Annotated in this window: 23 protein-coding genes; all 23 read left to right on the forward strand. The window is 54.9% G+C overall.

Annotation, left to right across the window (positions count from 1 at the left end):
• Window positions 1-472 precede the first annotated feature (472 nt).
• Complete coding sequence (gene ylxM / locus MOMUL_RS08055) at window positions 473-841, forward strand: YlxM family DNA-binding protein (protein ID WP_062283837.1); 369 nt, start codon at window positions 473-475, stop codon at window positions 839-841.
• A gap of 161 nt (window positions 842-1,002) precedes the next feature.
• On the forward strand, window positions 1,003-2,346 hold the full coding sequence (gene ffh, locus MOMUL_RS08060; RefSeq protein ID WP_062283840.1) for a signal recognition particle protein: 1,344 nt from the start codon (window positions 1,003-1,005) through the stop codon (window positions 2,344-2,346).
• A gap of 16 nt (window positions 2,347-2,362) precedes the next feature.
• Window positions 2,363-2,635, forward strand: coding sequence for a 30S ribosomal protein S16 (gene rpsP, locus MOMUL_RS08065; protein ID WP_054937393.1), 273 nt, complete (start codon window positions 2,363-2,365; stop codon window positions 2,633-2,635).
• A 13-nt stretch (window positions 2,636-2,648) separates the two neighbouring features.
• A complete protein-coding gene (locus MOMUL_RS08070) occupies window positions 2,649-2,879 on the forward strand; it encodes a KH domain-containing protein (RefSeq protein WP_054937392.1) in 231 nt (76 codons plus the stop codon).
• Window positions 2,880-2,881: 2 nt separating this feature from the next.
• A complete protein-coding gene (rimM, locus tag MOMUL_RS08075; protein ID WP_062283842.1) occupies window positions 2,882-3,394 on the forward strand; it encodes a ribosome maturation factor RimM in 513 nt (170 codons plus the stop codon).
• 12 nt (window positions 3,395-3,406) lie between these two features.
• Window positions 3,407-4,168 carry a tRNA (guanosine(37)-N1)-methyltransferase TrmD gene (trmD, locus tag MOMUL_RS08080; RefSeq protein ID WP_062283845.1) on the forward strand — a complete coding sequence of 254 codons (762 nt, stop codon included), beginning with the start codon at window positions 3,407-3,409 and terminating at the stop codon, window positions 4,166-4,168.
• 128 nt (window positions 4,169-4,296) lie between these two features.
• Window positions 4,297-4,638 carry a 50S ribosomal protein L19 gene (gene rplS, locus MOMUL_RS08085; protein WP_054937389.1) on the forward strand — a complete coding sequence of 114 codons (342 nt, stop codon included), beginning with the start codon at window positions 4,297-4,299 and terminating at the stop codon, window positions 4,636-4,638.
• A gap of 84 nt (window positions 4,639-4,722) precedes the next feature.
• Window positions 4,723-5,253: a signal peptidase I gene (gene lepB / locus MOMUL_RS08090; protein ID WP_062284178.1), complete on the forward strand. Its 531-nt coding sequence runs from the start codon at window positions 4,723-4,725 to the stop codon at window positions 5,251-5,253.
• A gap of 64 nt (window positions 5,254-5,317) precedes the next feature.
• Window positions 5,318-6,133, forward strand: a complete 816-nt coding sequence (gene ylqF / locus MOMUL_RS08095; RefSeq protein ID WP_062283848.1) for a ribosome biogenesis GTPase YlqF — start codon at window positions 5,318-5,320, stop codon at window positions 6,131-6,133.
• The gene (locus MOMUL_RS16585; RefSeq protein ID WP_161484982.1) at window positions 6,130-6,312 is read left to right on the forward strand and encodes a hypothetical protein; all 183 of its coding nucleotides are present in this window, start codon (window positions 6,130-6,132) and stop codon (window positions 6,310-6,312) included. The genes ylqF and MOMUL_RS16585 overlap by 4 nt, the downstream gene beginning before the upstream one ends.
• Window positions 6,278-6,946 carry a response regulator gene (locus MOMUL_RS08100; RefSeq protein ID WP_062283852.1) on the forward strand — a complete coding sequence of 223 codons (669 nt, stop codon included), beginning with the start codon at window positions 6,278-6,280 and terminating at the stop codon, window positions 6,944-6,946. Before MOMUL_RS16585 ends, MOMUL_RS08100 begins: the two co-directional genes overlap by 35 nt.
• 12 nt (window positions 6,947-6,958) lie before the next feature.
• Window positions 6,959-7,633: a ribonuclease HII gene (gene rnhB / locus MOMUL_RS08105; RefSeq protein ID WP_236713046.1), complete on the forward strand. Its 675-nt coding sequence runs from the start codon at window positions 6,959-6,961 to the stop codon at window positions 7,631-7,633.
• Window positions 7,634-7,689: 56 nt separating this feature from the next.
• On the forward strand, window positions 7,690-8,049 hold the full coding sequence (locus MOMUL_RS08110; protein WP_062283856.1) for an NADH-quinone oxidoreductase subunit A: 360 nt from the start codon (window positions 7,690-7,692) through the stop codon (window positions 8,047-8,049).
• Window positions 8,040-8,540: an NADH-quinone oxidoreductase subunit B gene (locus MOMUL_RS08115; protein ID WP_153018318.1), complete on the forward strand. Its 501-nt coding sequence runs from the start codon at window positions 8,040-8,042 to the stop codon at window positions 8,538-8,540. The genes MOMUL_RS08110 and MOMUL_RS08115 overlap by 10 nt, the downstream gene beginning before the upstream one ends.
• 1 nt (window position 8,541) lies before the next feature.
• Window positions 8,542-8,991 carry an NADH-quinone oxidoreductase subunit C gene (locus MOMUL_RS08120; RefSeq protein ID WP_062283861.1) on the forward strand — a complete coding sequence of 150 codons (450 nt, stop codon included), beginning with the start codon at window positions 8,542-8,544 and terminating at the stop codon, window positions 8,989-8,991.
• A 3-nt stretch (window positions 8,992-8,994) separates the two neighbouring features.
• Complete coding sequence (locus tag MOMUL_RS08125) at window positions 8,995-10,110, forward strand: NADH-quinone oxidoreductase subunit D (protein ID WP_062283864.1); 1,116 nt, start codon at window positions 8,995-8,997, stop codon at window positions 10,108-10,110.
• Between the two features lie 36 nt (window positions 10,111-10,146).
• Entirely contained in the window at window positions 10,147-11,187 is a 1,041-nt protein-coding gene (nuoH, locus tag MOMUL_RS08130) for an NADH-quinone oxidoreductase subunit NuoH (RefSeq protein ID WP_062284184.1), read from the forward strand.
• 1 nt (window position 11,188) lies between these two features.
• Window positions 11,189-11,593 carry a NuoI/complex I 23 kDa subunit family protein gene (locus tag MOMUL_RS08135; RefSeq protein WP_062283867.1) on the forward strand — a complete coding sequence of 135 codons (405 nt, stop codon included), beginning with the start codon at window positions 11,189-11,191 and terminating at the stop codon, window positions 11,591-11,593.
• Window position 11,594: 1 nt separating this feature from the next.
• Entirely contained in the window at window positions 11,595-12,092 is a 498-nt protein-coding gene (locus MOMUL_RS08140) for an NADH-quinone oxidoreductase subunit J family protein (protein WP_062284186.1), read from the forward strand.
• Window positions 12,089-12,397, forward strand: a complete 309-nt coding sequence (gene nuoK / locus MOMUL_RS08145; RefSeq protein ID WP_054937381.1) for an NADH-quinone oxidoreductase subunit NuoK — start codon at window positions 12,089-12,091, stop codon at window positions 12,395-12,397. Before MOMUL_RS08140 ends, nuoK begins: the two co-directional genes overlap by 4 nt.
• 26 nt (window positions 12,398-12,423) lie before the next feature.
• Window positions 12,424-14,298, forward strand: a complete 1,875-nt coding sequence (gene nuoL, locus MOMUL_RS08150; protein WP_062283869.1) for an NADH-quinone oxidoreductase subunit L — start codon at window positions 12,424-12,426, stop codon at window positions 14,296-14,298.
• Window positions 14,295-15,824 (forward strand): complex I subunit 4 family protein, encoded by a 1,530-nt coding sequence (locus MOMUL_RS08155; protein WP_062283872.1) that lies wholly within the window; start codon window positions 14,295-14,297, stop codon window positions 15,822-15,824. Before nuoL ends, MOMUL_RS08155 begins: the two co-directional genes overlap by 4 nt.
• Window positions 15,824-17,254: an NADH-quinone oxidoreductase subunit N gene (locus tag MOMUL_RS08160; RefSeq protein ID WP_062283875.1), complete on the forward strand. Its 1,431-nt coding sequence runs from the start codon at window positions 15,824-15,826 to the stop codon at window positions 17,252-17,254. Before MOMUL_RS08155 ends, MOMUL_RS08160 begins: the two co-directional genes overlap by 1 nt.
• Window positions 17,255-17,256 lie beyond the last annotated feature (2 nt).

Raw genomic sequence — 17,256 nt, forward strand, 5'->3', positions numbered from 1 at the left:
TCTTGTATTCGGCTATCCGGGTTTCCCATAGTGCTTGCCGTTCGGCTTTGGTCATAACAAAAAATCCTCCTCAGCTTGTGTTCTGAAGAGGATTATCCCCTATACTTGCGATTGGTGCCAAGGTGGGCTGTATTTGACGCTTACGCTTCAGTCCCCGCGTTGCCCGGTTGTCATAGGCTGACAACTTGAATGACCTGGAAACTCGTATCAGTGAAGCTATTAGATTATGCCTGGAAGCAAGTGGAATGAAGTATCGCGAAAGCGAAAAATTGAAGATTTGGGGAGAGGTTTAATCCGCAAGATATTACGTGATATCAAAATCGAAACTGAAGAATACGAGCGCTTGAGACAAAAAATATTTTAAAAGACTGCTGCCGTATATTAGGCGGTATTTTTCTATCTTTCCTGCCTGTCAAAGCCCTGCCCTTGACACCTCCAGGAATGTGCCCTATAATTCTTTTCGGTGGTGCTCATGCTCGACGAACTGGCCCGGGTGGCGCGCCTCTATGATTTTTACGGCCCTCTCCTCACCCCCAAGCAGAGGCACTGGCTGGAACTCCACTACCACCACGACCTTTCCCTGGGGGAAATAGCCGATGAAGAGGGGATCAGCCGCCAGGCCGTTTATGACGGCCTGCAGCGAGCCGTCAAAGCCCTGGAGGATTACGAAGCCCGCCTGGGGTACCTGCAGCGGGATCTGGCCCTGCGGGAGCAGCTGGCAGCAGCTATCAGGCACCTGGATAACTACCGCCTGGGTGGTGGTGAGGGAGAGCTGGTTGAGGCTGGCCGGATCCTGCAGCAGCTCCTGGATCTGCCTGAGGGCAGTATGGGAAAAAATTAAACAAGGCGCAGGTTACCGATCGCGAGGCATAAACGTACTATCGTCCATAAAACGGAGATGGAGCGGTGATGGTAGGGAGAGGGGCCGGGGTGACCGGTTAAGTAACATTTAACTTGGATAACTCGTGACCCGGAAAATCAGTAACCAAGGGGGTGGAACAGGTGGCCGTCTTTGCTTCCCTGGCCGACAAACTACAGGAAACTTTCAAGAAACTGCGCGGTAAAGGAAAGCTCACTGAAGCCGACGTCAGCGCGGCCATGCGGGAAATCCGCCTGGCTTTACTGGAAGCCGACGTCAACTTCAAGGTGGTCAAAGATTTTATCAGCCGGGTCAAGGAGCGGGCCGTCGGCCAGGAAGTCATGCAGAGCCTGACCCCCGGCCAGCAGGTGGTTAAGATTGTCCATGAGGAGCTGACGGCCCTCATGGGCGGCAGCGAGAGTAAAATCAACTGGGCCAGCCAGCCGCCGACGGTTATAATGCTGGTGGGCTTGCAGGGCGCCGGTAAGACAACTACTGCTGCCAAACTGGCCCGCCTGGTGCAAAACCAGGGCCGGCGGCCCCTGCTGGTGGCTGCCGATGTTTACCGTCCCGCGGCCATCAAGCAGCTCCAGGTCCTGGGGGAGCAGTTAAAGGTACCGGTATTCAGCATGGGGGAAGGGAGCAATCCAGTAGATATTGCCCGGGCCGCGGTAGAGCACGCCCGTAAGGTTGGCAGTAACCCTGTGATCCTGGATACTGCCGGCCGGCTGCATATTAATGAAGCCATGATGGCTGAACTGGCCGCCATTAAAGAGGCGGTTAAACCCCAGGAGATTCTCCTGGTAGTAGATGCTATGACCGGCCAGGATGCCGTCCAGGTGGCTTCTACCTTTCACCAGCAGCTGGGCCTGACAGGGGTAATACTCACCAAACTGGACGGCGATACCCGCGGCGGTGCCGCCCTGTCCGTCCGGGCTGTGACCGGTTGCCCCATAAAATTTACCGGCATGGGGGAAAAAACCGAGGCCCTGGAGACCTTCCACCCGGATCGCCTGGCTTCCCGCATCCTGGGGATGGGGGATGTCCTGAGCCTCATTGAAAAGGCCCAGGCCAATCTTGATGTAGAGAGGGCGAAAGAACTCCAGAGGAAGATCCGCCAGCAGGAGTTTACCCTGGAAGATTTCCTGGAGCAGATGAAACAAATGAAGAAGATGGGTCCCCTGGATGAAATTATAAGCATGTTACCCGGCGCCGGGAAAATGAAGCAGCTAAAAGATCTCCAGATTGACCCAAAAGAAATGATCCATACCGAAGCCATTATCCAGTCCATGACCCCGGAGGAGAGGCGCAACCCGGCCATCATTAACGGCAGCCGCAAAAAGCGCATTGCCGCCGGCAGCGGTACCCGGGTCCAGGACGTAAACCGCCTGCTGCGCCAGTTTGATGAAGCTAAAAAGCTGATGCACCTTTTCACCGAAGGCGGTAGTAAGAAAAAAATGAAAGGCCGCTTCCCTTTCCCCTTTTAAAAGGAGGTGACTGAACATGGCAACTAAGATCCGCTTAAAGCGCATGGGGGCTAAAAAAGCACCCTTTTACCGGGTGGTAGTAGCCGATTCCCGCTCACCCCGCGATGGCCGGGTAATTGAAGAGATAGGTTACTACAACCCCGTCAAACAACCCGCTGAAATCAATGTGGATGAGGAAAAAGCCCTGCGCTGGCTGAGCACGGGAGCGCAACCTTCAGAAACAGTGCGTGCCCTGTTGAAAAAAGCTGGTGTCTGGCAGAAATTTGTTGCTGCCAGGGAAGCTAAGTAGGGGGGAAAGTTTAATGAAGGAATTGTTATTGACCCTGGCCCAGGCCCTGGTAGATCACCCCGATCAGGTCAGCGTTAACCAGGTAGAAGGAGAAAAATCAGTTATCCTGGAGCTCAGGGTGGCCCAGGAGGACATGGGTAAGGTCATTGGCAAGCAGGGGCGTATCGCCCGGGCCATCCGTACCCTGGTCAAAGCCGCCGCTGCCCACCAGGGCAAGCGCGTGGTGGTGGAGATTATCCAGTAGAGATGGGCCTTGACAGGATTGGCGTCGGTAAAATTGTGGCTACCCATGGTGTCCGGGGGGAAGTAAAAGTTGAACCCTGGACGGACTTTCTTGGCCGCTTCCGGCCCGGGACCAGGCTGATCCTCCAGCGGGGAGAAGAGATAAGGCCGGTGACAGTTGCCAGGGCCCGCCCTCACGGCCGGCACCTGATCCTAAAGCTGGCGGAAATTAATGATGCCGACCAGGCCGGAGCTTTACGCGGGGCGCTTCTCAAGGTAGAACCCTGGGAAGTGGAACCCCTCCCGGAAGGGCATTATTATATATTCCAGTTAGTGGGTAGCCGGGTTTATACTACCGGCGGCGATTTCCTGGGAACTTTAACTGATGTGTTAACCACCGGCGCCAACGATGTCTATGTCGTCAAGGGCGCCGGGAAGAAGGAAATACTGATACCGGCTTTAAAAGAGGTCGTGCGTAAAATTGACCTGGCCAGGAGGGAAATTAGCGTCGCCCTGCCACCGGGTTTGCTAGATTAGGAGGCCTGACCCTTGCGGGTTGATGTGCTGACCATTTTCCCCGAAATGTTCACCGGGTTTTTAAATACCAGTATCATCAAGCGGGCACGGGAACAGGGCCATTTAACCGTTAACCTGGTTGATATCCGGGACTACGCCAGGAATAAACACCGCAGTGTCGACGACTATCCCTTTGGCGGCGGGCCGGGGATGGTCATGCAGGCCGAACCCATCTTCCTGGCTGTGGAGGCTTTGTTACCCGGGGCAGGCGCGGTCAGGCCACCCATCATCCTCTTGTCGCCCCAGGGCGAAGTCTTTAACCAGGCCTTGGCCAGTGAACTGGCCCGGCAGGAACGCCTGATCCTCATTTGCGGCCATTATGAAGGAGTCGATGAAAGGGTCAGGCAGTTCCTGGTAAACCGGGAAGTATCAATTGGTGATTATGTCCTGACGGGCGGCGAGTTACCGGCGATGGTCATTATCGACGCCGTTACCCGCCTGTTGCCCGGGGTGCTGGGAGACCCGGCAGGGGCCACGGAGGATTCCTTTGCCATGGGCCTGCTGGAATATCCCCAGTATACCCGGCCTCGTTCCTTTCGCGGCCTGGAGGTACCGGAAGTCTTGCTATCGGGAAATCATGAACAGATAAGACTCTGGCGGCGGCAGCAGGCCCTGGAACGTACCTGGCGGCGGCGGCCGGATTTGCTGGCGAAGTTAGAGTTAAGCCCGGAAGACCGGCGCCTCCTGGTGGATATTATCCGCCGTGCTGAGAATGAAGAGCTGCAGGGAGAATAAACTTATTTCGGCACTGGTTGGAGGCCTGGCTGCTCTTTGGCCCGTGGTCCACTCTTAAAGTTGTTTCCTGGTTAAAACCTGTGGTATAATAATCGCTGGTGTTACTGGCAGGGAAAGGAGGGGTTAAGTTGAATATCATTGAAGCCCTGGAAAAAGAACAAATGCGTTCAGATATACCCGACTTTAAACCCGGGGATACAGTACGGGTACATGTCAAGGTGATTGAAGGCAACCGGGAGCGCATCCAGGTTTTTGAAGGTACAGTCATTGGCCGCCGGGGGCGGGGTATAAATGAAACCTTCACCGTCCGGAGGGTTTCCTATGGTGTGGCGGTAGAGAGGATTTTCCCCGTCCATTCACCGCGCATTGACCGGATTGAAGTGGTACGGCATGGCCGGGTCAGGAGGGCGAAGCTCTACTACCTGCGCGAGCGGACTGGTAAAGCTGCCCGGATTAAAGAAGAGAGGTAACATAGTCGAACAACGGGACTGGTGCTCAAATCAGTCCCGTGTTTGACTAATAGGGGGCGTCAACCATTGGAGGAAAGTAAGAGTATGGCGGGGGAAAGTAAGGGTTCGTCCTGGTGGTGGGATTTACTCCAGTCCCTGGTAATCGCCGCTGTTTTAGCTCTAGTCATCCGGAGCTTTCTTTTTACACCTTTTTATATTCCTTCACCGTCTATGGAACCCACCCTTTACCCCGGGGACCGGATTATTGTTAACCGCCTGGCCTACCGCCTGGGGGAACCCCAGCGCGGTGATGTGGTGGTTTTTCGTTACCCCCTTGATCCCAGCCGTGATTATATCAAACGGGTAGTAGCCGTGGGGGGGGATACCGTTGAGGCGCGGAACAATGTCCTCTATATCAATGGCCAGCCCCAGCCACGGGCAAGCTATTTACCGCCGGGAGTAGTTTACAGTGACTTTGGCCCTGTAAAAGTACCGCCCAACAACTACTTTATGATGGGAGATAACCGCAATAACAGTGCCGACAGCCGGGTATGGGGGACCCTGGACAGGAAGCTCATTATCGGCAAAGCGGTTTTGGTTTTCTGGCCCTTAAACCATATCGGACTTATCAGGTAGACACCCATGACGCCTGAGGCGTAACTACCAGGCTCAGACCTCCATTTTCAGGGTGGGTGGCAGTATGCCGGCAGGAATAAAGTCCTTGCGCCAGTACCTGAAGTTTGTTGACATTGTGTTGGAAGTAGCCGATGCCCGGCTGCCTGCTGCCAGCCGTTACCCTGACCTGGGGACAATTCTTGGCAACAGGACGCGGATTCTGGTTTTAACCAGGGCCGACCTGGCTGACCCCGTGGCCACGGCGCGCTGGCTGGAAGTCTTCCAGGCGGGGGGTACGCCTGCCGTAGCCGTCAATGCCCGGACAGGGGAGGGCGTGCGGGCTTTACGCCAGCAAATGGCCGGTACAGCGAAGGAAAAAAGGGGAAAACTGGCTCAAAAGGGACTGCGGGCGCGGCCATTAAGGGTGATGGCCCTCGGGATACCCAATGTCGGTAAATCTTCACTGTTAAATCGCCTGGCGGGACGGGGAGCGGCCCGTACCGGTGACCGGCCCGGGATTACCCGCGGGCCCCAGTGGATCCGTATTGAGGGTAATATGGAACTCTTAGATACCCCGGGTGTCCTCTGGTCCCACTGGCAGGAACCGGGGACGGCCCTGTGGTTGGGAGCCATTGGTTGTGCCCCGGAAGGTATCCTGCCCGTTACCGAGATAGCTAATCTGGTGGGTGAATTTTTACTCGGTAAAGCCCCGGAAGTACTGGTGACAAGATACGGTATCACCAGGCAGGAGGCAGAGGGTGCTAATTTACTCGAGGCCATCGGTCGCCGGCGTGGTTATCTCCTGCCCGGCGGTATAGTTGACCAGGAAAAGACGGCCCTGGCCCTGGTTAATGATTTCCGGGCAGGATATTTAGGGCGCTTTACCCTGGAGCTACCGTGATTATGCACTACTACCTCTACAGCATCGCCGCGGCGGCCCGCGTGGAAGAAGCCAGGCTGCGGTGCAAACTGGCTGAAGAGCGTCATTATTTTTACGAGGCAGTTGCCACCGTTATACCGCAACAGCAGGGAGGGGGTGGAAGTTGTGCCAGCCAGCAAGATTACCATTGTCATTGCTGATGACCACCCATTGGTACGGGAAGGCATCCGCAAGATCCTGGAATTAGAGCCGGGTATCCAGGTGGTTGCCGAGGCCAGGGACGGGCAGGAAGCCATTGCCATGGCCCGGCGCCATCGTCCGGACGTAATTTTAATTGATATTAACATGCCGGGTTTAAATGGTATCAAAGCCACCAAAGTGATCCGCCGGGAACTGCCCCAAACCGGCATCCTGGCCCTGACCATTCATGATGACGAGGAATATGTTATTGAATTGCTAAGGGCCGGGGTCTCCGGCTATGTCCTTAAGGACATCGGCGCGGAAGAGCTGGTCAAAGCTATTTTCCAGGTAGCCCAGGGGTACCAGGTAATTCACCCCGGCATTGCCCCCAAGGTAATTGATTATATCCAGAAGAAGGACCTGCCTGTTACTTTATCTGATGCAGGGCTACCTTTAACGCCAAGGGAACGGGAAATTTTAGTTCACGTCAGCCTGGGGAAGTCAAACCGCGAGATCGCCCGGGACTTATATATTAGTGAAAAAACGGTAAAAAACCATTTAACGAATATCTTTCATAAAATTGGCGTTAGCGATCGTACCCAGGCGGCCCTTTATGCCTTGAAACATGGCTTAAGTGGTGGTAATCTTATATAGGTGGTAAAACAGGTGGTCGAAGTGCAGGGTGTAAGCCTGGAGGAGCAGGAACGGGTAGATGCCCTTTACGCCTGGGAGCGGCGCTTACAGCGCCAGGGTGCCGTATATATAGCCGGCCTGGATGAAGCCGGCCGTGGTCCCCTGGCCGGGCCGGTAACTGCTGCTGCCGTTATTTTACCACCGGGGTTGTTTATCGCCGGCCTCAATGATTCGAAAAAAGTACCACCCCGCAAACGGCAGGAACTGGCGGGGACAATTAAAAAAGCCAGCCTGGCCTGGGCCGTTGGCTGGGCTTCGGTTAAAGAGATTGATTGCCTGAATATCCTGGTGGCCTCCCGGTGGGCCATGTGGCGGGCCCTCATGGCTTTACCCATTAAGCCGGACCACGTTTTAGTTGATGGCTTGAAACTACCGGGTCTGCCTGTACCCCAAACGTCACTGGTAGGCGGCGACGCGTTAAGCGCCTCCATTGCGGCCGCCTCGATCCTGGCCAAGGTGGCCCGGGATGAACTGATGGTGGCCTACGACGCTGTTTTTCCAGGCTATGGCCTGGCTGAAAATAAGGGTTACCCAACGCCAGAACACCGGCGTGCCCTGGCCTATCTAGGCCCCACTTCACTGCACCGCTTAAGTTTTAAAAACGCTTTGGTGGTGAAAAGCAGGGATTTCCATAAATATGGCGAATAAGTATTAGAGTATTGCCAAAGGTTATGGGGGCCCATTATGGAAAGGAGGTGCCAAGGATGTTGCAGCAGTATGGGATAATAGCCATTTTCCTGGTTGGCGGGGCAGCTACGGCCATCGCCGCTCTGGCAACCAACTGGCTCCTCCGCCCCAAGGAAAGAGCGGTGGGGGACAAGGTGGCCACCTATGAATGCGGCCTGGAAACCCAGGGACCAACGTGGGTCCAGTTTAAAATCAGTTACTTCCTTTATGCTCTGGTCTTTTTATTATTTGACGTCGAAACTGTTTTTTTATACCCCTGGGCGGTACGTTTTCAAGTTCTGGGGCTATTCGCTTTTATTGAAATGATTATTTTTATCGGCATCCTGGTAATTGGCCTCTGGTATGCCTGGAAGGAGGGTGCGTTAAAGTGGCTGTAGCCAGATTAAAACCGCCAGAGCCTGAAGTACCTGATAATGTTATCCTGTCAACAGTGGATTATATGCTAAATTTCTGCCGGGCCCATTCCTTCTGGCCGCTAACCTTCGGCCTGGCCTGTTGCGCCATTGAAATGATGGCTGCCGGCGGCGCCCGTTATGATATTGCCCGTTTTGGTTACGAAGTTTTCCGGCCTTCGCCGCGCCAGGCTGATTTGATGATTGTGGCGGGAACGGTAACGAAAAAAATGGCACCCCTTTTACGGCGCCTCTACGAGCAGATGCCGGCGCCAAAGTGGGTTATCGCCATGGGGAGCTGTGCCATCAGCGGCGGCCCATTTGTGGATTCTTATAACGTTGTGCCCGGAGTAGATACTATTGTGCCGGTGGATGTCTATGTTCCCGGGTGTGCCCCACGGCCGGAGGCTTTGATTAACGGCCTCCTGCAGCTAAAGAAAAAAGTAATCAATCCTAAAGCAGTGCTGGTGAAGTGAAATGAACGGTTTAATTGAAGAATTGCAACGCCTCTTCCCTGGTATTCAAGGGGAGGAAGGCGGTGACATGCCGGCCCTGGTTGTACCGGCCGACCAGTTGCTGGCGGTAATGAAGGAGTTAAAGGAGAGGCATGATTTTAATTTTTTAGCCGACCTTACAGCTGTAGATTTCCGCGATGAAAAACGGATAGAAATGGTATACCATTTGCTGGCCGTGCCGGAAGCCAGGGAGCTAAGGGTTAAGGTGAACCTCAACCGCCAGCACCCGGAAGTTTCTTCGCTAACTGCTATCTGGCCGGCAGCCGATGTCCAGGAACGGGAAGTCTATGATCTCATGGGGGTCATTTTTCAAGGGCACCCCAACCTGAAACGCATCCTCTGTCCCGATGATTTTACCGGCCATCCTTTGCGGAAGGATTTCCAGTTAAATGCGGAAGAAGGGAGGGAATAGGTCATGGCCGTTGCCAGGGAAGATTTGCTGACCCAGGAAATCGAGCTTAATATGGGCCCCCAGCACCCCAGTACCCATGGCGTTTACCGGGCCCTTCTAACCCTGGATGGTGAAAAAGTAGTCAAGGTCGAAAATATTATTGGTTATTTGCACCGGGGCATAGAAAAGCTGGCTGAAGACCGCACCTACACCCAGGTCATCCCTTACACCGACCGCCTCGATTACCTGGCAGGGATGCTGAACAACCTGGGTTATGTCCAGACGGTAGAAAAACTGATGGATATTGAAGTGCCGGAGCGGGCTGAGTACCTGCGCATAATCATGGCCGAGCTGTCCAGGATAGCCAGCCACATGATCATGGTGGCTTCCATGGCCCTGGATGTGTCCGGCTGGACGGCATGGTTTCCCCCTTTCCGGGAAAGGGAGCGGATATTAGATCTCTTTGAGATGACCTGCGGCTCACGCCTGACGGTGAGCTATATGCGTATTGGCGGCGTGGCTGCCGACATCCCGCCGGGCTTCTTACCGGCCCTGGAAGCTTTTTTAGACGACCTGCCCCAGATGATCGCGGAAATGAACGGCCTGATTACCGGTAATGAAATCTTCAAGGCCCGTTGCCAGGGCGTGGGCAAGATTGACCTGGAGACGGCCCTGGCCTATGGCATCACGGGGCCTAATCTTCGCGCCTGCGGGCTGCCCTTTGATTTGCGTAAAGCGCGGCCGTATGGTATTTATGACCGCTTCGAATTCGATATCCCCACTTTAAACAACGGGGATAGCTACGACCGCTTTGTTATTCGCCTTTTGGAGATGGAACAGAGCGCCCGCATTATCCGCCAGGCCATGGCAGGACTCCCCGGCGGGCCGGTAATGGCCAAAGTGCCCCGGGTGATTAAACCGCCCAAGGGAGAAGTTTACCACCAGATCGAGGGCGCTAAAGGAATTTTGGGCTTTTACCTGGTAAGCGACGGCGGCAATAAGCCCTACCGCCTGCACATTCACAGCCCCTCCTTTGTTAATTTAGGTGCTTTGCCCAGAATAGCCGAAGGCGGTAATATCCAGGATTTTGTTGTCAACATCGCCTCTATTGATATTGTTCTGGGTGAGGTTGACCGGTGAACGGGAGTTTTGATTAAAGGGAGAGGATAGATGGCTATGGAAAATATTTTTACTGGCATAGCCGCCTATATAAAGGGGCTACTTGCCGGGGCACCGCCGTGGGTCCAGACCCTGGGGATGGGACTTATGTACCTGGTGGGTGTCTTAGCCTTTATCTTTCTTAATGCCATTTATTTGATTTACCTGGAACGGAAAGTAAGCGCTTATATGCAGCAGCGGCTCGGGCCCAATCGCCTGGGTCCCCATGGTCTCCTCCAGCCGGTAGCCGATGCCGTAAAGCTCCTGGGCAAGGAGGATATTATACCTCGCGGGGCCGATAAATGGATTTTTATCATTGCGCCGGTAATAATCTTTATCCCGGCGGTCATGGTCTATGCCATCATTCCCTTTGGCAAAGGGATGATACCTGTTGATTTAAATATTGGCGTCTTTTATTTCCTGGCAGTGGCCTCGACCACGACCATAGCCATTTTAATGGGCGGCTGGGGGGCCAACAATAAATACGCCCTGCTGGGGAGTATGCGCTCGGTGGCCCAGATGGTAAGTTATGAAATCCCCCTGACCTTTTCTTTGCTGGGGGTGATTATGCTGGCCGGCTCCTTGCAGACTTCCCAGATTGTTGCTGCTCAGGAAAAGGTCTGGTATATCCTGCTCCAGCCGGTGGCCTTTCTTATTTACTTTATTGCGGCCACGGCGGAAGTGAACCGCGCCCCCTTTGACCTGGTCGAGGGGGAGCAGGAGATTATCGCCGGTCCCTATACGGAATATACCGGGATGCGCTACGCCCTCTTTTATCTCTCAGAGTATGCCAACCTGGTCAGCGTTTCGGCCCTGGCGGTAACCCTTTTCCTGGGGGGCTGGCACGGGCCGTGGTTGCCCTCGTGGTTATGGTTCCTCATTAAAGTCTATATTATGATCTTCATCTTCATGTGGGTGCGCTGGACCTTTCCCCGGATCCGCATCGACCACCTGTTGAGCTTTAACTGGAAGGTATTGTTACCCCTGTCCCTGGCCAACATCCTGGTGACCGGTGTGGGCATTAAGATTTACCAGCTGCTAACCCTGGGGAGGTGGTAGGATGTTCGGGCAAGGTTTGCTGAAGGGTTTAAGCATTACCTGGCACTTTTGTTTTGGCAAGGCAGTAACGGAACAGTATCCAGAACGGCGGCCCAACCTGCCCCCGGCTTCCCACGGTTCCTTGCGCCTGGACAGGGAGAAATGCATTGCCTGTGGCCTGTGCGCCAGTGCCTGTCCCAATCATGTCATTATTATCGAGAGCGAGCGCGACGAGCAGAAGAAGCGCCGGCTTACCGGTTACCGGGTGAAATTTGGCCAGTGCCTCTTCTGTGGCCTGTGTGTGGAAAGTTGTCCCCAGGATGCCCTGCACTGGCAGCCTGACTTTGAGCTGGCCTGCTATCGCTATGAGGATACCGAGCAGGATCTGCTGGCCGGCCCGGCAGCGGAGGTGAAAAAAGGTGCCTGATATGAGTGCCCTTTTCTTCTGGCTGCTGGCGGCTATCATCATCGCCTCCGCCCTGGCGGTCGTCCTCTTAAAAAATATCGTGCACAGCGCCCTGTACCTGGTCTTGACCTTTGTCGGCGTTGCCGGGCTCTATATCCTCCTCAATGCCGAGTTCCTGGCAGCCGTACAGTTGCTGGTCTATGCCGGCGCCGTTGCCATTCTTATTGTCTTTGCCGTCATGCTCACCCGGCGGGGGGACATCCGGGCCAGCAACCTGTTTAATGTCAATTACCTGGCGGCTGCGGTTGTTTCCCTGGCCCTGTTTATCGTGATCACCCTGGCCACGGGCCGCATGGCCTGGACGGCTACTCCCGGTCAGGCTCCGGCAGGTAATGTGGGGGCCATTGCCGATGCTTTCCTGGGCCATTTTGCCATCCCCTTTGAAATAGCGGCCGTACTCTTGCTGGTGGCCATGGTGGGGGCTATACTCCTGGCGAGGGGAGGGAAACAGGACCAGTGATTACCTTAAATCACTACCTGGCCCTGGGCGGCCTGCTTTTCTGCATCGGTCTCTTTGGTGCCCTGGCCAAGAGAAATGCCGTCGCCGTTTTAATGGGAATCGAGTTAATGCTTAATGCCGTTAATATTAACCTGGTAGCCTTTAACCATTTCCTAGAACCGGCCCGGGTGACAGGCCAGGTCTTTGCCATTTTTGTCATTGTCGTGGCCGCAGCCGAAGTAGCCGTTGGCCTGGCCTTGGTCTTAAATATCTACCGCCGGCGCCTGGATAGCAACGTTGATGACCTTGACTGGTTGAGATGGTAATTTGTCAATAAGGCAGGTGATATCCCGTGATCAAGTATGCCTGGTTGATACCGGTTTTTCCCGCCGTTGCCTTTCCCATCATTATCTTCCTGACGCGGAAAGTGCGCCTTTTAAGCGCCCTGGTGGCTATTGCTGCAATTGCTGCCAGCTTTGTCATGGCCGTAGGGGTATTACGGGAAGTTTTTCTCCTCGGTGTAACTATGGAAAAACCGGTGGAGTATGCTGCCCCGTGGCTCCAGATCCCGGGACTTTTAAAGATTGAGGCCGGGATCTTGATTGACCCCCTGGCCGCAGTAATGCTCCTGGTAGTTACCCTGGTGGCCCTGCTGGTGGAAATTTACTCGGTAGGCTATATGCACGGCGACCCGGGCTTTTCTTCCTTCTTCAGTTACCTGTCCCTTTTCAGCGCCTCCATGCTGGGCCTGGTCCTGGCCAATAACTACTTTATGATCTTTTTCTTCTGGGAACTGGTAGGACTTTGCTCTTACCTTCTTATTGGCTTTTACTATCATAAACACTCGGCAGCCCGGGCCGGGTTGAAGGCCTTTGTCACCAACCGGGTGGCCGACTTCGGTTTTATGCTGGGATTTTTCTTCCTCTTTGCCATGTTTGGTACCTTTAATTTCCGGGAACTGGCCGAGGCCATTCCCGGCTATCAAAATACTGGCTTTTTAGCCCTGGCGGCAGCCCTGGTATTTATCGGCCCCATCGGCAAGTCGGCCCAGTTTCCCCTGCACGTCTGGCTGCCTGATGCCATGGAAGGCCCCACGCCGGTGAGTGCCCTGATTCACGCCGCGACCATGGTGGCTGCCGGTGTCTATTTACTGGCGCGGGCCTTTGTCCTCTTTGCCAGCCTGCCCGGCATCATGCTGCTAGTTGCCTATGTGGGCGGCTTTACGGCTTTATTTTCGGCCACCATTGCCGTTGCCCAGCGGGACATCAAGCGGATCCTGGCCTACTCGACCATGAGCCAGCTGGGCTACATGGTCATGGCCATGGGCGTAGGCAGCATGACGGCCGGCATGTTCCATCTCATGACCCATGCCTTCTTTAAAGCCCTCCTTTTTCTGGGGGCAGGCAGCGTGATCCATGCCCTGGAAGAACAGGACATTTTCCGCATGGGTGGCTTGTACAAGGATATGAAGGTTACTGCCAGCACCTTTATTATTGCTGCTTTAGCCCTGGCCGGGCTCCCGCCCCTGGCCGGATTCTGGAGCAAGGATGAAATTCTGGCCGCTGCCTTTGACCATGGCTTTACCGGCCTTTATATCTTGGGCACCCTGGTAGCCTTCCTGACGGCCTTTTATATGTTCCGCCTGATCTTCGTGGCCTTTTTTGGCAACAGGCGCGCCGGCCTCCATGGCCATGAGTCCCCCTTGACCATGACCATACCTTTACTTATCCTGGCCGTACTTTCGGTGGTGGCAGGTTTCGTGGGGACACCATTTGCCAGCCACGGGTTCAGCACCTTTGTTTATTATGGTGAACCCCATCATGTGGAACCAAACTATGCCGTCATGTTGCTTTCGACGCTGGTAGCCTTGGCGGGTATTGGCCTGGCCTGGTTGCTCTATGGCCGTCCCAGCGACGTTCCGGAAAAACTGGCGACCCGTTATCGCAGCATCTATACGTTATTAGTGAACAAGTTTTATATCGACGAAATCTATATGTGGCTTTTCCGCCGTGTTGTCCTGGGACTGTCTGAAGCCTTTAACTGGCACGACCGCCATGTGGTTGACGGCATCTTTGACGGTGTCGGCGATTTGACTCGTATCTCGGGCCAGAAACTGCGCTTCCTCCAGACGGGGAACCTGCAGACCTATGCCTTGGTGATCTTCACCGCCGTCGTGATTATTGCCCTCTGGATGGCGGCACCGGTGTTAGGAGGGGTGATCCAGTGAATTTTCCCATCTTGACGGCCATTATGCTGGCCCCGGTGGTGGGGCTCCTCTTGATCCTGCTAATCCCGGAAAGAGAAGAGCTAACCATTAAGATTACCGCCGCTGTGGCCACCTTTGTATCCCTGGTGCTGGCCATCCTGGCCTATGTGCTCTTTGATCACGGCCGGGGGGGCCTGCAATTCCTCCAGGATATTACCTGGGTACCGGCCTTTGGTATTAATTATTCCGTCGGTGTCGACGGGATGAGCATGCCGATGGTACTGCTGACGGCCATAGTTATCTTTACCGGCGTCTTTGCTTCCTGGGATATGACCAAACGGGTGAAGGAATTCTTTATTTTCCTGTTAATGCTGGTGACGGGGGTTTTCGGCGTCTTTATCAGCCGCGATCTCTTTTTCTTCTACCTCTTCTTCGAGGTAGCGGTGATCCCCATGTACCTTTTAATAGGTATTTGGGGCAGTACCAGGAAAGAATATGCGGCCATGAAGCTGACCCTGTACCTCCTGGTCGGCAGCGCCTTCGCCCTGATTGGTATTATTGCCACCTTCCTGTACGGTGCGCAACAGTTAGGCCATGCCACCTTTGACATCCAGACCCTGGCCACGGTCAAGTATGACCTGGGCTTCCAGAAATTTGTTTTCTTCTTGATGTTAATCGGCTTTGGGGTGCTGGTGCCCATCTGGCCCCTGCACCTGTGGTCACCGGACGGCCACGTGGCCGCACCGACGGCTGTCAGTATGCTTCATGCCGGTGTCTTAATGAAGCTGGGGGCCTACGGTCTTATCCGGGTGGGCGTTTTCCTCTTCCCGGAAGGAGCCAAATACTGGGCGCCCCTCATTGCCGTACTCTGTATAGTTAATGTCGTCTACGGGGCCATGATTGCCATGGTCCAGAAAGACCTCAAGTTTGTTATCGGTTACAGCAGCGTCAGCCATATGGGGTACGTCCTGCTGGGGATAGCCGCCCTCAATACCTTGAGCCTGAACGGAGCCGTAGCCCAGATGTTTGCCCACGGCATCATGACGGCCCTCTTCTTTGCCCTGGTAGGCAATGTTTACCATAAGGCCCATACCAGGGAAATTGCCCGCTTTGGCGGCCTGGCCCACCAGATGCCGCGGGTAGCGGCCGGCTTCCTCATTGGCGGCCTGGCATCCCTGGGACTGCCGGGACTCAATAACTTTGTGGCCGAGTTTCTTATTTTCATGGGTTCCTTTACCCGGGAACAGTCTTTACTGGGCGGACTCCTATCCTACCGGATCCTTTCAATCATGGCCATATCAGGTATTGTCATAACGGCCACCTATGTTTTAAGGGTGGTCAAGAATACCTTCTTTGGCCCGCGGAAAACCGAATGGGATCACCTTGAGGATGCCCATGGCGTTGAGATGGTGCCCATTGTCGTTTTAGTGGCCACCCTGATCCTCTTTGGCTTGTTGCCCTCCCTCCAGATTGACATGATTAATAGCGGTATAGCCCCGCTCGTAGCTAAGATAGAAGCTGCGAAGGCGATAGGGGGTATTTTCTAATGGCAAATCTTTATCTACTAACGGTGGAAATCTTAACGGCAGCGTTGGGTTTGGGCTTGCTGGCTTTAGGCCTCCTGGTACCTAAAAGCGATCGCCGGGGTATTGGCTATGTAGCTGCCGCCGGCCTGGCCGGCCTGATGGTGGCTGCCTTCAGCATGCGGGATGCCAGCGGGGTAGTCCTGGGCGGTTATGTTATCGACCCCTTCGGCACCTATTTTAAAATTTTATTCCTGGCCGCGGCCCTCCTGACTGCTGTTTGTTCCTTTGATTATGTGGAAAAGATGGGCTTTAACCAGGGAGAATATTATGCTTTGCTGGTGCTGGCGACCCTGGGGATGATGGTCCTGGCTTCTTCCGGCGAACTGATTAGCCTGTACCTGGGCCTGGAACTGATGACTATTACCTTCTGTATCCTGGCCGCCTATCACCTGAATGATGCCAAATCGGCCGAAGCCGGTATCAAGTACGTCCTGCTGGGGGCCATGTCCTCGGCCATTCTCCTGTACGGCTTGAGCCTGGTCTATGGGGCCAGCGGCAGTACGGTAATCAAGCAGATTGGCCAGACGGTAGCGGCCAGTGGTGCCAGCCCGGCCCTCCTCCTGGGAACTATCTTTCTCCTCGCCGGCTTTGCCTTTAAGGTAACGGCCGTACCCTTTCACATGTGGTCTCCCGATGTTTATGAGGGGGCACCGACGCCGGTAACGGGTTTCCTGTCGGTGGCTTCCAAGGCCGCCGGCTTTGCCGCCCTGGTGCGAGTGTTTTTCGGGGCCCTGCCGGACCTGCACAACTTCTGGGTGCAGCTCTTTATCGCCCTGGCAGTGCTGACCATGGTCCTGGGGAACCTGGTGGCCATCCCCCAGACCAATATCAAGCGGCTGCTGGCCTATTCCAGCATCTCCCAGGCCGGCTACCTGCTCCTGGGCGTTGTTTCCTTCTCGGTCTTAGGCATCGGGGCCATCATGTACTACGCTATGCTCTACGTCTTCGGTAACATGGGCGCCTTTATGGCGGCCACGGCTTTCTACAACACCGAGGGGAGCGATGAGATCAAGGATTATGCCGGCCTGGCCAGGCGTTCGCCCCTGGTGGCGGCGGTAATGCTTTTTTCCCTCCTGTCCCTGGCCGGGATACCGCCCATGGCCGGGTTTGTAGGTAAGTTTTACCTGTTCATGTCCATTATCTCCCGGGGTTATATCTGGCTGGCCATCCTCGGTATCCTCATGAGCATGGTCTCTGTCTACTACTACCTGCTGGTGGCCAAGGCCATGTACCTGGGTAATCCGCCGGAGGGGAGCCGGCCGGTGCGGGTAGCTCCCGGCCTCCAGGTAGCCATGGTGGTATCCCTGCTGGTCCTCTTCATCCTGGGGATTTACCCGACCCCATTGACCGATTATGCCATGAACTCGGCAATGTCCTTCTTTATGCCTTGAGA

Origin of the sequence: Moorella mulderi DSM 14980, assembly GCF_001594015.1 — a bacterium.
GTDB classification, from domain to species: domain Bacteria; phylum Bacillota; class DSM-521; order Neomoorellales; family Neomoorellaceae; genus Neomoorella; species Neomoorella mulderi.

What these genes read in the sequence shown, in the direction of transcription:
- ylxM (WP_062283837.1), top strand. Translation starts at nt 473, where the DNA reads ATGCTCGACGAACTGGCCCGGGTGGCGCGCCTCTATGATTTTTACGGC.
- rpsP (WP_054937393.1), top strand. Translation starts at nt 2,363, where the DNA reads ATGGCAACTAAGATCCGCTTAAAGCGCATGGGGGCTAAAAAAGCACCC.
- MOMUL_RS08070 (WP_054937392.1), top strand. Translation starts at nt 2,649, where the DNA reads ATGAAGGAATTGTTATTGACCCTGGCCCAGGCCCTGGTAGATCACCCC.
- rimM (WP_062283842.1), top strand. Translation starts at nt 2,882, where the DNA reads ATGGGCCTTGACAGGATTGGCGTCGGTAAAATTGTGGCTACCCATGGT.
- lepB (WP_062284178.1), top strand. Translation starts at nt 4,723, where the DNA reads ATGGCGGGGGAAAGTAAGGGTTCGTCCTGGTGGTGGGATTTACTCCAG.
- ylqF (WP_062283848.1), top strand. Translation starts at nt 5,318, where the DNA reads ATGCCGGCAGGAATAAAGTCCTTGCGCCAGTACCTGAAGTTTGTTGAC.
- MOMUL_RS08110 (WP_062283856.1), top strand. Translation starts at nt 7,690, where the DNA reads ATGTTGCAGCAGTATGGGATAATAGCCATTTTCCTGGTTGGCGGGGCA.
- MOMUL_RS08120 (WP_062283861.1), top strand. Translation starts at nt 8,542, where the DNA reads ATGAACGGTTTAATTGAAGAATTGCAACGCCTCTTCCCTGGTATTCAA.
- MOMUL_RS08125 (WP_062283864.1), top strand. Translation starts at nt 8,995, where the DNA reads ATGGCCGTTGCCAGGGAAGATTTGCTGACCCAGGAAATCGAGCTTAAT.
- nuoH (WP_062284184.1), top strand. Translation starts at nt 10,147, where the DNA reads ATGGAAAATATTTTTACTGGCATAGCCGCCTATATAAAGGGGCTACTT.
- MOMUL_RS08135 (WP_062283867.1), top strand. Translation starts at nt 11,189, where the DNA reads ATGTTCGGGCAAGGTTTGCTGAAGGGTTTAAGCATTACCTGGCACTTT.
- MOMUL_RS08140 (WP_062284186.1), top strand. Translation starts at nt 11,595, where the DNA reads ATGAGTGCCCTTTTCTTCTGGCTGCTGGCGGCTATCATCATCGCCTCC.
- MOMUL_RS08160 (WP_062283875.1), top strand. Translation starts at nt 15,824, where the DNA reads ATGGCAAATCTTTATCTACTAACGGTGGAAATCTTAACGGCAGCGTTG.